The sequence below is a fragment of the Flavobacterium sp. genome, from assembly GCF_965262375.1.
Taxonomy (GTDB): domain Bacteria; phylum Bacteroidota; class Bacteroidia; order Flavobacteriales; family Flavobacteriaceae; genus Flavobacterium.
Genome location: NZ_OZ253527.1, coordinates 1,494,320 through 1,508,339 on the forward strand (window position 1 = coordinate 1,494,320; position 14,020 = coordinate 1,508,339).

Genomic DNA, 14,020 nt, shown 5'->3' on the forward strand with positions numbered 1-14,020 from the left:
TCTTTTCTTTAACAAAAACTAAACTTATGCAAGCAAAAACCATTGATGAAGTCATTGAAATTTTAAATCAAATTGTAGAAGATTGTAAGAAAAACAACAATCCGCTAGGCTATTTTGCAGTCCTTTACCGTCAGGTAACGTGCAATGTGCGAGATGGAATTCAAAATAAACAGTTTGATGACAATGCGCGTATGGAACAATTGGATGTGCATTTTGCCAACCGTTATTTTAAGGCGTATTTTGATTTTAAAGCCCAACACCCCATTACTAAAAGTTGGGAAATAGCCTTTCTTTCCAGTCAAAAAAAATACTTGGTGATGCAGTATTTACTACAAGGGATTAATGCGCACATCAATTTAGATTTAGGCATCGCCACCGTACTTACTTGCGAAGGCCATTCGATAGAAGGTATTAAAAAGGATTTTTACGGCATCAATACCTTGTTAGCCAGTATGGTGGATGGGGTACAACAGCAAATTGGTGCGATTTCGCCTTTGTTCAAAATTTTGATGCCTTTAACTCGAAAATGGGACGATAAACTCGCGCAATTCACCATAGAATTAGCCCGCGATGGCGCTTGGGATTTTGCATTGCAGTATCAAGCCAGTACCAACAAAGACCAATTACTCGTTAGCCGAGATAAAAAAATCGAGCAGTTAGGTTTCGCGCTAGTAAAACCATCACTACTATTTCGCTGGATTGTAAACACCGTTTTGTTTTTTGAAAGTGGCTCAGTGCGAAAAAACATGGAGATTTTAGAAGGACAAGTGAAGGGAAGAGTTTAAATTTTGAATTCTAAATTTTAAATTCTGAATTCTAAATTCTAAATTCTAAATTCTAAATTCTAAATTCTGAATTCTAAATTCTGAATTCTAAATTCTGAATTCTGAATTCTAATTCAGCGCTGAGTTTGTCACGCTGAGGCACGAAGCGTCTGAATTTCAATTTCAGATTTTTGATTAACGATTATTGATTTTAGAAGGACAAGTTGCGTGAAGAGTTTTAATTTTTAATTTTTAATTCAAAATTCAGAAAGGTATTATAATTACCGATTCATGATTTTAGAACTGTTTAGTAGATAGACGCTGTCTATCTGAGTTGCAATGTTTCCCGAAAGTTTCACGCACCCTCGCAACAACTTTTCGGGAACATCCGAAACAATCAAACACCCTCGTAACAGCTTTTCGGGAACACCCAAAAAGTTCCTGCACCCTTGTATCAATATTTTGGGGAAATAAAAATGAGAATCAGCTTTAAAAGGATTGATTTGTAGGAACTCTAACGAATACTCCTTAACTCATAATTGATTCCGTTTTAACTTTAAATTTTCCTTTTAAAAAAGCACACTTCTTAGACACCCCTATGGTCCCCTCAAGGGGACAATCCTCAAAATGATGTTATAGGATTACAAATAATGCTTTTCATATGACAGTTGAATGTGGGTAATTTTAAAGTTAAAAAGGTATGATAACTCATAACTCATAACTCATAATTCATAACTCCTAACTCCTAACTCCTAACTCCTAACTCATAACTCCTAACTCATAACTCCTAACTCATAACTCCTAACTCATAACTCAATCCGCTTTGTTTCGTATCAAAAACAATCTTTTTTAAGAAAATAATCTAGCGGGTTATTTTTGCTAAATAATCAAAATGTTCCCCTTCTTGAATGAGCTCAATTTGTAAACCATTGGCATGGCAAGCGTTTTGGAGCGTATTATAATCGAGGTAAAGCCAAGGGAAAGGTTTTTCTGTTTGTCCTTTATACTGTAGGGTAAAAATAAGTTCGCCATAATAACCAGAAGCAGGAACTTCATACGCACCGTCTTCGTCTTGGTCAAACATATAAATAATATCAGAGGAATCGATCAGGATTTGTCCTTTATCGGTTAGTAAGGATTTTAATTTATGTAAGTATTTAGAAGTTTCTTGCAATGAACCGAATATACCAGTTCCATTCATGAGTAAAAGGATGGTGTCAAATTTTGCAGTTGGCTCTAAGTCTAGTAGGTGTTGGGTGCTAGCATTTTGAATTCCTCTCAATTGACAGGCTTCAATGGCTTTTGCTGATATGTCTATAGCGGTAATGTCTAATCCCTTTTCTTGTAAATATAGCGCATGACTTCCGGCACCACAACCTACATCAAGAATTTTTCCTTGAGCCAATTGTAATGCTTTTTGTTCTAATTTAGGCATGTCTTTATAAGAACGAAACAAATAAGCAACAGCCATTTCATCAGGTTCTGAAATATTAGTTTCGGTAATTAAATCTTCTGGGTTATTTTGAGTTTGATAATCCAGTATGGCTTGTCCGAATAGGTCTTTCATTAAATTTTGTTTAAAGTTTCAAGTTTAAAAGTTCAAAGTTGTTTAGTTTTGTGTTTAAGAATCTTAAAGCAAAAAAGTTGAACCTTGATCAATTAAAAAAGTTAGCCAAAGATAAGCATAACGAAAATAAAAAGTATTTCGATAAGCTAAAAAAGAAACCGCCCAAAAATTTAGATTATGTCATGCAGGATTTGCATACGGCTGAATTTAAGCGTACAGATTGCTTGCAATGTGCTAATTGCTGTAAAACTACAGGTCCGTTGTTTACTAATGCTGATATAGAGCGTATTGCTAAGCATTTGCGATTAAAACCGCAACAGTTTATAGAGCAGTATTTGCGTATAGATGAAGATAAGGATTATGTATTGCAAAGTGTGCCTTGTACTTTTTTAGACGCCGAAAATTATTGTATGATTTACGAGGTGCGTCCCAAGGCTTGTCGCGAATATCCTCATACCGATCGAAATAAGTTTCATCAAATTTCAAATTTGACCCTAAACAATGTAGCCATTTGTCCTGCTGTGTATAATATAGTCGAGGAGATGAAAAAGAAAATGCCTTTGTAAAATGTTTGTGTTTTTTAAAAGAGTATTTACAAAAGCTAGAGACTATGATACTCAAGGTATAGTCAGTAAAATTGAATTGCGAAGAGCGCAAGTTTTCAATTACACCATTTTGTTAGAATGTGTCATTCTTTTAGTTAATAGTGTACGGCATTTTTTTAGAGAAAGTTACCAAAGCGTTATGGTTGTTGGTGCTTCTTTGTTTTTTTTGTTGTTTTTGTTTTTTACCCAAAAAATAAAAAGAGAAAATAAATACAGTATATTTATTTTGTTAGGGCTTATAGTGACCCTTTTTTTTATGCACTTTGTCGATAGTACTAAGGATATTATACAAGTGCTTATTGCTACCATAGTTTCCACAGGTGTTTTTTTAGCGGGTAACCGTTTTCGAATCTTTTTTGTTTTTTCTGTAGGCTGCTACTATTTTGCTTTTTTCAATTTAGCGTATCATACGGTATATAATCCCTTGGGGGTTTTGTCATTTGTTTTTCTGACTCTCATGATGCGGATGTTTATAAAAGATGCTGAGCAAAATGAAATCGTTATTGAAAAACAAGTCGTTGAGTTAAAAGAGCTGGATAGTCTAAAATCGCGCCTTTTTGCTAATATTTCTCACGAAATTAGAACCCCACTTACCCTGATTATGGGGGCTAATGAACAATTAGAGGTATCTAGATTTTCACAAATTATAAAATCCAATGCTAATAAACTGTTAGAACTGGTTAATCAAATTATTGAATTGAGTAAGATTGATGCTAAGCAACGAAAACTAGCCATAAGTGTTGTTAATTTGCAGGAATACATGCATGCTTTAGTTCTGAATTTTGATTCTTTGGCATTGCATAAGGATATTCAATTTGTGAGTGCTGTAACTTTACCGCTTCCTTTATATTGTATAGATGAAGATGCTTTTTATAAAATTGTATCTAATCTACTGATGAATGCTTTTAAGTTTTCTGTAGCGGGCGATCAGGTGTCGCTTAAGGTGAGGCAAGAAGCTAATGATTGGCTTGAAGTAGTTGTCAGCGATACAGGTAGTGGGATTGATCCTGCTAATCTACCACATATTTTTGAACAGTTTTATTATTCTAAAGTGGGCTTAGAAGCGAGTTCCGGTATTGGGTTAGCTTTAGTGAAAGATTTAGTACAGGCATTAGGAGGGCAAATTACGGTAACGAGTCAAGTGGGACAAGGAAGTGTTTTTACGGTTAAACTGCCTTGTTTGCAACAGCATTACAGTGCAAATGCTATTTTTTTGCAGGAAGAAACAATGTCTATTAGTGTTTCTGAACAGGCAATGGTGTCTTTTGAATCCGATACTCCAGTGCTGTCTCAAACAGCAAAAGAAGTACTATTATTAGTAGAGGATAATCAGGAGCTTAGAGGTTTTGTGAAAGGGATTTTAGAAGAGCAATTTCAGGTGATTGAAGCAGTAGATGGAATAGATGGCAAGGAAAAAGCGCTTCAACTCGTGCCTGATATTATTTTATCAGATGTCATGATGCCTAATATGAACGGTTTGGAGTTGTTAAAAACCCTAAAAGAAGATATGACCACTTCGCATATCCCTTTTTTACTGTTAACTGCTAAAGCTGAAGAGGAGGATATAGTGGAAGGATTAAAGCTGCAAGCAGATGATTACATCACGAAGCCTTTTCATAAAAAAGAGTTGCTGTACAGGATTCAGAACAAATTAGCATTGTTAAAAAAATGGCAGGAGAAATATCAAGGGGTGGTTCAAGCGAATTACCAGTCAGATACTGTCGATTCTAAAGAAGATAAGTTTTTGAAAATGATAGTCACGGTGGTAAAACAAAATTTGTCAAATTCGAGTTTTGGACCTGAAGAACTGGCTGTTGAAATAGGGTTAAGTACTAGTCAAATTTTTAGAAAATTAAAAGCCCTGACTAATAGCTCTACGAGTATTTTTATGCGCAATATACGATTAGAAGAAGCTAAAATTTTACTGGCTAATCAGAGTGCTACTGTTTCTGAAATCGCTTACGAAACAGGGTTTTCATCGCCTTCCTATTTTGCAAAATGTTTTAAAGAATATACCTCAACCTCACCCACAGAGTTTGTTTTGTTAGCTAAAAAGGAATAATTAGTCTGTGAATTTATAAATGCAAGAATAGTAATAGCAAATGCAAGCTCAGTGCTATTTGTTCTCTTTTGTGTCTTTTAATTTTGTGGTTTATAGAACATTAAATAGAAAACACATGAAGAAAATTACATTTTTAATTTTGATCTTAATTTCATTTTTCACAACAAAGGCTCAGACAGCATTACATTTTGAATCTGCCAAAAGTGGGCAGAAAGTAGCTATCCCGTCTATTGTTTGTCCTAGTGAATTTACATTTGAAATGTGGGTGAATTATGCTGATCAGATGGATAACTTTGCAACACTTTTAGAATTTGGTAATGATGCACCTTATTTTGGTTTAGAAGGGCAAAAACCTGCACTTTATGGAGCAGTGAGTGCAACTACAAATTTGGCTATTAATCAATGGACTCATTTAGCAATTTCGTATTCTGCTTCGACTCAAATAGCAAAAATTTACATCAATGGTCATTTAGATAAAACAGCTACAGGTATCAGTTTAAATACTTCAGGTGTAGGTGCTGGTATAGGTTATAATGCAGGTGAAGTAACCTTTAATGGTGCTATTGATGAGGTGCGAATTTGGAATACTGTTCGCTCAGATGCAGAAGTTTTAGCAGATATGAACACTTGTTTAACAGGAGGTGAGTTAGGTTTGTATCTGTCTTACAATTTTAATGAAGGTTCACGAACCATAATTCATGATTTATCTGTTAATCATTATGATGGTGAAATTTTAAGTATGGATCCATTGAGTGATTGGGTGGGGAGTCCATTTTGTACTACCTTAACTAATGAGGCATATTCGATTTTGAATTCAGATTATGTGTTTCCAAATCCTTCTAAGGGTATTGTAAATGTCACAGTTAATACCGCTTCAGAATATGTTCTGTATACTGTAATGGGGAATCAATTATTGTCGGGAATGTTTTTAGCAGGCAAGAATCAAATGGATGTATCTAGTTTAGAATCGGGTGTTTATCTGTTAGTTCTTGATTGCAAGGGGACAAATAAAAAAACATATAGATTGATAAAGGAGTAATTGTTTTAAATAAAATGCCACAGAATGCAATAATAATTTTTTGAATTCTGTGGTATTTTTATTTTCGGGGCTTAGTTGTAAATTAAATATTTCTTTCGCATGGTTTTAAAATCAGTTAAGCCACTTTCCCAAGATTTTCTAATCTCCGTTTCAGAAACCCCTGAGTTGATTTGTTCCTGTAATTTTTTTGTACCTGCTAATTTAGTAAAGAAATCATTGAAAAATGGAATCATAACCGTGGAAGCTTCTCTGTGTGCTTTAATAAGCCATTTAAGTTCAAGTTGTTTGTTTTTTTTTGTTTTTGATAAATCTTCTCCAAAACATTTTCTGCCTTTCCATAATGGATCTTTAGCGCCTAAATTAGGTTGCGGTACAAAGGAGTAACCATGATTTTCAAGATAAGGCGAACCGTATATTTGAAACTGTTTGTTTGTTCCTCTTCCTACGCTTACTATGGTACCTTCAAACAAACATAATGAAGCATAAAGGTTTATAGCTTGTGCGTTAGGTAGGTTGGGCGATGGTTTTACGGGTAGGTCATAAGCCATGTTTCTGGAATAGTTTTTACAAGGGATGATCTCTAAATTACATTGTATGCCTTGCGTTAACCATTTTTCACCATTTATCATTTTTGCATATTCACCTATAGTCATTCCGTGTAGTACGGGTATTGGGTGCATACCTACGAAACTTTTATGCTCGGGTTCTAACACGGGACCATCAACAATAGTACCATTCGGATTAGGTCGATCTAATACCACTAACGGAATGTTATTTTCAGCACAGGCTTCCATAACATAGTGTAAGGTTGATATGTAGGTATAGAACCTTGCGCCTACGTCTTGTATGTCAAAAACCATGATGTTAATGTCTTTTAATTGTTCATTTTTAGGTTTTTTGTTATCGCCATACAGTGAAATAATAGGCAGTTGGGTTTTTGTATCCTTGCCATCTATCACATGTTCTCCCGCATCAGCTGTCCCTCGAAAACCATGTTCAGGTGCAAATATTTTTTGAACTGCTAATTTTTGCCCTATTAAAAAATCGACCAAATGTGTTTTGTTGCTCAATATGCCTGTTTGATTAGTGACAACGCCTATTTTTTTGTCCTTTAAAAGCGGTAAATAAGCTTCATAATTGTCAGCTCCTGTTTTTATTGGAACTTTGTTGTGTTCAGAATTAGTCTGATTATTGTTTTTTGAAGGGTGAATACTTTTCTTGCAATTTCCAAACGAAATCATGGTGGAAAGCAAGAATAAAAATGTATTTTTGATTGCTAATTTATAAATCATTGTTTGTTGAATTTAGAGTTTTTTATAGCTGATAGGTTAATACGTACTAAAGAACGTAAAAGTAATATTTCTGCTCCAATAATCAATATTGCTATAGCCGCTATTGCTATTGGGTTGATTATGATGATTGTTTCCGTGGGTACAGGAGTAGGACTACAGCAAAAAATACGCCAGAAAGTATCTGCTTTCAATGGGCACATACTAATTTCAAATTATGATGATAATCAGTCGCAGGTAAGTTTGAATCCGGTTTCTACAAATCAGGATTTTTACCCCAAATTCAATGCGGTTGAAGGGATAAAACACATACAGGCTGTAGCTTCAAAAGCAGGAATTATTAGAACCGTCAAATCTTTTGAAGGGGTCGTTTTTAAAGGTGTTGGCAAAGAATACGATTGGGAGAATATCAAAGAATATTTGGTGGTTGGTACTTTGCCTAGTGTGAAATCAGAGTTAAATAATGAAGTTATTATTTCTGAATATTTAGCTAATAGGTTAGAATTGAAAGTGGGGGATAAGTGTAATACTTTTTTTATGAAAGAAGGAGAGAATAAGCTGCCCAACTTACGTTCTTTTAAAATTGTTGGTATTTATAACTCAGGCTTTCAGGAGTTTGATGCGGTGTATTTGTTAGGTGATATACGACATATACAACGAATGAATAAATGGCAAACCGATCAAGTGGGGGCTTTTGAAGTTTTTATAGATGATTTTTCACAAATTGAAGAGAAGGGAGCTGAAGTATATAATAATACCATTAATAAAGAAGATCCAACAAAGGCTTTAGATACACAAACTATAGCTCAGAAATATTACTATATTTTTGAATGGTTAAAGCTTTTCGATTTTAATATAGTAGTGATACTTTTTATCATGGTGTTAGTTGCCACTATTAATATGGTTGTGGCACTATTAGTGCTAATTCTAGAGCGTACACAAATGATAGGGATATTAAAGGCTATAGGTGCTGATAACTGGACTATCCGAAAAATATTTTTGTATAATGCTATGCATTTGATTGTAAAAGGGTTGTTGTGGGGGAATGTAATAGGGATAGGGTTGCTTTTTGTACAGTATTATTTTGGAGTAATTAAGCTTAACCCTGAAAATTACTATGTGACCACTGCGCCAGTAGCTATTAATTGGATTTATATTGCATTACTTAATATTGGTACTGTGTTAATATGTTTATTGGTCTTGTTAGTGCCATCGTATGTGATCACAAAGATTTCGCCAGTCAAAGCCATTAAATTTGCGTAACTTCAATGGATATTTTGTTTAGTAAAAAAACGTTTTAAGCTATTCTTTAAACGGATGTCTTTGTTGCCATGCTACTTTAGGTTCTAATCGTGCAAAAATCTTGTCAATAAAACGATTGATAATTTTGTTTCGATGGTAAATAAAACCTGACATTAGCACGGGTTTTGCGCCAATAGAACTTTTAATTTCTAAAGCAGTGCGCCCAAAAATAATTTTTTTGAATTGGTGTTCTATGCCATACTCGGTCATGTTGTACAGCATGTTTAAATACAACATGTTTTCTTTTTGAATATGGTCGTCATAGCCTAAAAAATAAGTTTCCAATAAGTCTCCATTGAGTAATAAAGTGTGAAAACCTACTAGCTTTTCATCTAAAAAGTAACCGACTAATTTGAATTTATCACCACATTGTTTTTTAAAAGTAGAAAAATGATGTTTGGCTAAAAAGAAAGTGTTAAACGGAGCATTTTTAGCAACATAATGATAAAGGTCGTGAATCCTGTTTTCATGCTGCAAAATTTCTTCCAATGTTAATTCTTTGGTAATAATGCCATCGAATTTTTTATGCGAACGTTTGTACTGGTCGCGGTATTTTTTTGAAAAAGCGGCAATATAATCTTCTTTGTTTTTCCATTCTGGAGACAAATCAAAAATCATATTGGGTTGTACATTGAATTCGAAGATGTTTTTAAATTGATGTTTTTTTAATTCGGAACTACAGGCTTCGTAAAAATCTTTGAAAGTTACAATATGAATGTTTATTTTTTGTTTTTTGAAATACGTAATTAAAGTATCGGCACATTGTTGTAACAACTCACTGATACACGAAAATTCCAGCGGTTTGTTAAAAGCATAAGCGTTTTGCCCAGTAATCATGTTGTTGCCAATAAATAATACATTGGAGGCGAAATTGCGTAAGATAATATTTCGGATAGCCGTTCTGAAACATTTATCTCGGTCTCCAAAAGATTCCAAATGTTGCGACTGGATGTATTGTGCTAAAGCAACGCCTATGTGTTGTTGGTTTTCGTAAATAGCAATGTAAAAACACTGCATGTTTACAGGTGCCGATTCTTCTAAAACGGATAGGTAAGGGGTTTGCAAAAAAGCATTGTCATGTGCTATAGTGTTCCAGCTTTCGGGGAGTTCCTTTATGCTTGTATAAATGGTAAAAGAGATGTGTTCCAAAATGAAAAAATAATCGCCCATAAATATAGGGCGATAGTTTTATAAATAAATGTTAATGTTTTACTGCCATCCGCAAATAATTGCTCCCATAATGCCTAAAGAAACAATCCAATAACCAGCGTTGATAGCGATATATTTCCATGATTTTTGCTCAAACAAACTGTTAATTGCTATTACGGGTAAAGCAAAGAAAATTCCTAGCATAGTGCCGTGTAATGCACCATGTTTAAAAGATAAGAATTTGCCATGATGTGCTTTTAGAAATTCAATTAAAGCAGGGTCATTCGCATTGCCTCCTGCCGCTTGAGCTGCGCCAATTTCATGGTTGACTGCAGGGCCAAGCATAAAAGCTAGCAGAAATGAATAAATGATAGTGAGACCGAAAATTTTCATCATATTGCCTTGTTGTGCTTTTTCTTCGGTCATGCCTGTTTCTTTCATCCAAATGGTGCCAAAAACTTTAGGATTGTACCAAATAAATCCAACAACTAGCGTGGCTAAAGAAGCAACTACGATAGGTAAAAAGTTGATTTCCATGATTTTTGTTTTAAAGGTTGGTAATCAAATATATAAAATTTCTTACAATCATTTTAAAGTACAGGAATGTTTTTTTCAAAGGCAGAACCAAATGATATAAACGAATCGGTACTGCCTACGCCTTCAATTACGTGGATTTTTTCATATAAAATTTTACGAAATTCTTCGTTGTTGGTGGCTACAATCTTAAGAAATAAGGCATATTTTCCTGATACAAAATGACATTCAACCACCTCAGGAATCTCTTTTAATTTTTCAGCGATGGCGTAAGAATAACGCGCTTCTTTAGTGGCAATACCCGTGTAAGTAATGGTTTCGTAGCCCATGGCTTTAGCGTTTAACTTGACCGCAAACCCATCGATAATCCCTGCATCCTGCATTTTTTTGATGCGTTGGTGAACCAAAGAATTGGAAATGTTTAATTCTTTGGCTAGTTCTGAAAAGGCAAAACGCCCATCGGAACTTAATTTTTGAATGATTTTTTTGTTGACATAGTCTATTATTTTGTGTAATCCTTGTGACATAATTGATAAAGATGTTGTGAGTTTTTCTTTAAAAACTGAAATTTTGATATTTTAAAATAATTTAAACTTTATAAAAATGTTATTTTGATACTTTAATTCTGTAATAAAAGTCAAATTTTAATAAATTGAATCATAAGTTGTAAATATACTTATAAAAGTAGTAATTTTGTGTCATATTTAAAAATAAAGAAACAACACCATGGATAAGAATCAATTATTATTTAAATTATGGGAGCAATACATTGCGATTACTCCATCTGCTGAGAAAATTCACGCTTTATTAGCTGCTGAAGGAGAAGAAATAGGAAATGACCATATTGCTATCCGTACTTATGATGATAAACGTGTAGATATTTCAGTTTTAGAAAAACCTTTTGTTAAGGCAGGTTACGAAGCTAAAGGAGAATATTTCTTTGAAGCTAAAAAATTATATGCAAAACACTACGAGCACGCTACAGATAAGTCAGCGCCACGTGTATTTATCTCTCAATTAGAATTGGCTAAATGTTCTGAAGGTTTGCAACAAGCCGTTAAAGAAACATTAGATTCTTGCGATGCTTCAGTTTTTGAAAAAGAAGATTTAATTATTTCAGGGGCTGTTTGGAATAATACATCGTATGCAAAATATGCATCGTTATTAGAAGAATCTGAATATGCAGCTTGGATGTATATTTATGGTTTCCGTGCTAATCACTTTACGATTAATGTAAATGCTTTAACTAAATTCCCAACGTTAGAGTCTTTAAATGAATATTTGAAAGAAAATGGTTGGAAATTAAATGCTTCAGGTGGAGAAATCAAAGGTACTCCAGCAGAATTATTAGAGCAATCAAGTACCTTAGCTGATTTGTTTTCGGTTAATTTTGATGAAGGCGCTAAAGAAATTCCTTCTTGTTACTACGAATTTGCATTGCGTTACCCAATGGCTAATGGCGAATTATATTCGGGTTTCATCGCTGCTTCTGCCGATAAGATTTTCGAGAGTACTGACGTAAAACTTCAAAACGACGCAAAATAAGGTTTGAAGAAATCAGCATAAAATAGAGTTCTCTTGTGTAAATAAGAGGACTCTTTTGTTTTAAATCCACTATATTTAAAACCTCATCCAAAAAAAACTAATTTGAAGTAATTACAACGCCAAACAACACTAACTACAACACTATGACCGCAACTAAAAAATTTATCTTTGATTTTGATAGTACTTTTATACAGGTAGAAGCACTAGACGAATTATGCACGCTGGTTCACGGGGAATCTCCAACGGCTAAAACAATTTTGAATGCCATACAGGAAATAACCAATCAAGGGATGGAAGGAAAACTCTCCTTGAAAGAATCACTGCAGCAGCGCATCCAACTACTACAAGCTCATCGCGACCATTTAGAGCAATTGATACGTTGTTTGAAAAATAAAATTTCAAGTTCGGTTATACGAAATAAAAATTTCTTTAAAAAGCATGCCGATGATGTGTATATCATTTCAAATGGATTTAAAGAAATTATTGTTCCTATTGTTCAGGAATTTGGGATAAAGCCAGAAAATGTATTAGCAAATACTTTTGTTTTTGACCATCAAGGAAATATTGTGGGTTTTGACGAAAAGGATGAATTGTGCGAAAATAAAGGGAAAGCGTTAAAAATACAATCGCTTAACTTGAAAGGAGAAGTCATCATGATAGGCGATGGATATACCGATTATGAAACGCTTCAATACGGCGTGGTTTCTAAATTTTATGCTTTTACCGAAAATGTAAGACGTCAAGTGGTACTTGATTTAGCAGAAAAAGTAGCCCCTTCTTTAGATGAAATTTTATATGATTTGTCTGTTAAAGCTTCGGTGTCGTATCCTAAAAATAGAATTCAAGTATTGCTGTTAGAAAATGTTCATCCAGATGCGGTTGCGCAGTTTGAACGTGAAGGCTATCAGGTAACTAGTTTGAAAGGCTCGTTATCCGAAGAGGAATTGTCTGAGCAGATAAAAGAGGTTTCTATTTTAGGAATTCGTTCAAAAACGATGGTAACTGCTAAAGTTTTAGAACATGCGCATAAATTGCATGCCATAGGAACATTTTGTATAGGTACGAATCAGGTAGATTTGCAAGTGTGTAGCGAAAAAGGGATAGCGGTTTTCAATGCGCCTTATAGCAATACACGCTCGGTAGTGGAATTAGCCATTGGCGAAATGATTATGCTCATGCGTGCTACTTTTGAAAAAAGTCAAAAAATGCATCAAGGCGTTTGGGATAAGTCGGCTAATGGAAGTGTGGAAATTCGTGGTAAAAAACTTGGGATTGTGGGGTATGGAAGCATTGGCTCGCAATTGTCTATTTTAGCAGAAGCCTTGGGGATGCAGGTGTATTTTTACGATGTAGTAGATAAGTTGGCCTTAGGAAATGCTAAAAAATGCGCTTCGTTGCACGAATTGTTAGCGGTGGCTGATGTGGTTTCGCTTCATGTGGATGGGAGAGAAAGTAATGAAAAATTGATAGATGCAAATGCATTTCGTGTGATGAAAAATGGCGTAGTCTTCTTAAATTTGTCGCGCGGTCATATTGTAGATATGGATGCTTTTATAGCTCATTTGGATAATGGTAAAATTCGTGGCGCAGCTGTGGATGTGTTTCCGCATGAACCAAAAAATAACGATGAGGCTTTTGTTTCGGCGTTATGTGGTAGAGATAATGTGATTTTGACTCCACATATTGGAGGAAGCACCGAGGAAGCGCAGCATGATATTGGTAATTATGTGTCTCGCAAAATTATTCAATACATCAATACGGGAACCACTTTTGGTAGTGTGAATTTACCAGAAATTCAATTGCCGGAATTTGAAAATGCGCACCGTATTATGCACATCCATGAAAATGTAAAAGGAATTTTGGCACAGATAAATACTATTTTGTCTAATGCCAATTGTAATATTTTAGGGCAATATTTGAAAACCAACGAGCAGATAGGGTATGTGATTACCGATGTGGATAGTTTTTATGACCCTGAGTTGGAAAAACAATTAAAATCGATTCCGAATACTATACGTTATCGTATTTTGTATTAAGAAAAAATAGTGAATGATTTAAAGATGTAGGTAGTTATGGTACTAACATTTTTTAAATAAATACGGAGCTTTTTGTTGAATGTGTTGATAAACCATTAAGAGATTAAGTTTTTTAAGTTTTTGTTATT

At 34.3% G+C, this 14,020-nt stretch carries 12 protein-coding genes; 7 read left to right on the forward strand and 5 right to left on the reverse strand.

Annotation, left to right across the window (positions count from 1 at the left end; all coding sequences use genetic code 11):
* Positions 1 to 26: 26 nt before the first annotated feature.
* Entirely contained in the window at positions 27 to 785 is a 759-nt protein-coding gene (locus ACQY29_RS06945) for a DUF5995 family protein (protein ID WP_428224508.1), read from the forward strand.
* An 841-nt stretch (positions 786 to 1,626) separates the two neighbouring features.
* On the opposite strand, the gene ACQY29_RS06950 is transcribed toward ACQY29_RS06945, so the two are convergent.
* Positions 1,627 to 2,331 (reverse strand): class I SAM-dependent methyltransferase, encoded by a 705-nt coding sequence (locus ACQY29_RS06950; RefSeq protein ID WP_428224509.1) that lies wholly within the window; start codon positions 2,329 to 2,331, stop codon positions 1,627 to 1,629.
* A 77-nt stretch (positions 2,332 to 2,408) separates the two neighbouring features.
* On the opposite strand from ACQY29_RS06950, the gene ACQY29_RS06955 reads away from it, so the two are divergent.
* The 3 genes from ACQY29_RS06955 to ACQY29_RS06965 all read left to right on the forward strand — a co-directional run bounded on the left by ACQY29_RS06955 (position 2,409) and on the right by ACQY29_RS06965 (position 6,037).
* The gene (locus ACQY29_RS06955; RefSeq protein WP_428224510.1) at positions 2,409 to 2,897 is read left to right on the forward strand and encodes a YkgJ family cysteine cluster protein; all 489 of its coding nucleotides are present in this window, start codon (positions 2,409 to 2,411) and stop codon (positions 2,895 to 2,897) included.
* A gap of 1 nt (position 2,898) precedes the next feature.
* Complete coding sequence (locus ACQY29_RS06960; RefSeq protein WP_428224511.1) at positions 2,899 to 4,998, forward strand: hybrid sensor histidine kinase/response regulator transcription factor; 2,100 nt, start codon at positions 2,899 to 2,901, stop codon at positions 4,996 to 4,998.
* A gap of 115 nt (positions 4,999 to 5,113) precedes the next feature.
* On the forward strand, positions 5,114 to 6,037 hold the full coding sequence (locus tag ACQY29_RS06965; protein ID WP_428224512.1) for a LamG-like jellyroll fold domain-containing protein: 924 nt from the start codon (positions 5,114 to 5,116) through the stop codon (positions 6,035 to 6,037).
* A 71-nt stretch (positions 6,038 to 6,108) separates the two neighbouring features.
* Here the strand turns inward: ACQY29_RS06965 and ACQY29_RS06970 are convergent, their stop codons facing one another.
* Entirely contained in the window at positions 6,109 to 7,329 is a 1,221-nt protein-coding gene (locus tag ACQY29_RS06970; RefSeq protein WP_428224513.1) for an exo-beta-N-acetylmuramidase NamZ family protein, read from the reverse strand.
* A gap of 6 nt (positions 7,330 to 7,335) precedes the next feature.
* Here ACQY29_RS06970 and ACQY29_RS06975 point away from each other — a divergent pair, with 6 nt between their 5' ends.
* Positions 7,336 to 8,589, forward strand: a complete 1,254-nt coding sequence (locus tag ACQY29_RS06975) for an ABC transporter permease (RefSeq protein ID WP_428224514.1) — start codon at positions 7,336 to 7,338, stop codon at positions 8,587 to 8,589.
* Between the two features lie 39 nt (positions 8,590 to 8,628).
* On the opposite strand, the gene ACQY29_RS06980 is transcribed toward ACQY29_RS06975, so the two are convergent.
* Genes ACQY29_RS06980 through ACQY29_RS06990 form a run of 3 tightly spaced genes read right to left on the reverse strand, consistent with a single transcriptional unit; the run spans position 8,629 to position 10,838 of the window.
* On the reverse strand, positions 8,629 to 9,798 hold the full coding sequence (locus tag ACQY29_RS06980) for an 8-amino-7-oxononanoate synthase (protein WP_428224515.1): 1,170 nt from the start codon (positions 9,796 to 9,798) through the stop codon (positions 8,629 to 8,631).
* Positions 9,799 to 9,837: 39 nt separating this feature from the next.
* The gene (locus ACQY29_RS06985) at positions 9,838 to 10,314 is read right to left on the reverse strand and encodes a DUF1761 domain-containing protein (protein ID WP_428224516.1); all 477 of its coding nucleotides are present in this window, start codon (positions 10,312 to 10,314) and stop codon (positions 9,838 to 9,840) included.
* A gap of 53 nt (positions 10,315 to 10,367) precedes the next feature.
* On the reverse strand, positions 10,368 to 10,838 hold the full coding sequence (locus ACQY29_RS06990; RefSeq protein ID WP_428224517.1) for an Lrp/AsnC family transcriptional regulator: 471 nt from the start codon (positions 10,836 to 10,838) through the stop codon (positions 10,368 to 10,370).
* Positions 10,839 to 11,037: 199 nt separating this feature from the next.
* Here ACQY29_RS06990 and ACQY29_RS06995 point away from each other — a divergent pair, with 199 nt between their 5' ends.
* Together ACQY29_RS06995 and serA are read left to right on the forward strand one after the other, a co-directional pair.
* Positions 11,038 to 11,856, forward strand: coding sequence for a DUF1338 domain-containing protein (locus tag ACQY29_RS06995; protein WP_428224518.1), 819 nt, complete (start codon positions 11,038 to 11,040; stop codon positions 11,854 to 11,856).
* Between the two features lie 143 nt (positions 11,857 to 11,999).
* Positions 12,000 to 13,892, forward strand: coding sequence for a phosphoglycerate dehydrogenase (gene serA / locus ACQY29_RS07000; protein WP_428224519.1), 1,893 nt, complete (start codon positions 12,000 to 12,002; stop codon positions 13,890 to 13,892).
* Positions 13,893 to 14,020: the final 128 nt, after the last annotated feature.

Coding starts and splice junctions, on each gene's coding strand:
- ACQY29_RS06990 (WP_428224517.1), bottom strand. CDS start 10,838: ATGTCACAAGGATTACACAAAATAATAGACTATGTCAACAAAAAAATC.
- ACQY29_RS06985 (WP_428224516.1), bottom strand. CDS start 10,314: ATGGAAATCAACTTTTTACCTATCGTAGTTGCTTCTTTAGCCACGCTA.
- ACQY29_RS06965 (WP_428224512.1), top strand. CDS start 5,114: ATGAAGAAAATTACATTTTTAATTTTGATCTTAATTTCATTTTTCACA.
- ACQY29_RS06960 (WP_428224511.1), top strand. CDS start 2,899: ATGTTTGTGTTTTTTAAAAGAGTATTTACAAAAGCTAGAGACTATGAT.
- ACQY29_RS06970 (WP_428224513.1), bottom strand. CDS start 7,329: ATGATTTATAAATTAGCAATCAAAAATACATTTTTATTCTTGCTTTCC.
- ACQY29_RS06945 (WP_428224508.1), top strand. CDS start 27: ATGCAAGCAAAAACCATTGATGAAGTCATTGAAATTTTAAATCAAATT.
- ACQY29_RS06995 (WP_428224518.1), top strand. CDS start 11,038: ATGGATAAGAATCAATTATTATTTAAATTATGGGAGCAATACATTGCG.
- serA (WP_428224519.1), top strand. CDS start 12,000: ATGACCGCAACTAAAAAATTTATCTTTGATTTTGATAGTACTTTTATA.
- ACQY29_RS06980 (WP_428224515.1), bottom strand. CDS start 9,798: ATGGGCGATTATTTTTTCATTTTGGAACACATCTCTTTTACCATTTAT.
- ACQY29_RS06950 (WP_428224509.1), bottom strand. CDS start 2,331: ATGAAAGACCTATTCGGACAAGCCATACTGGATTATCAAACTCAAAAT.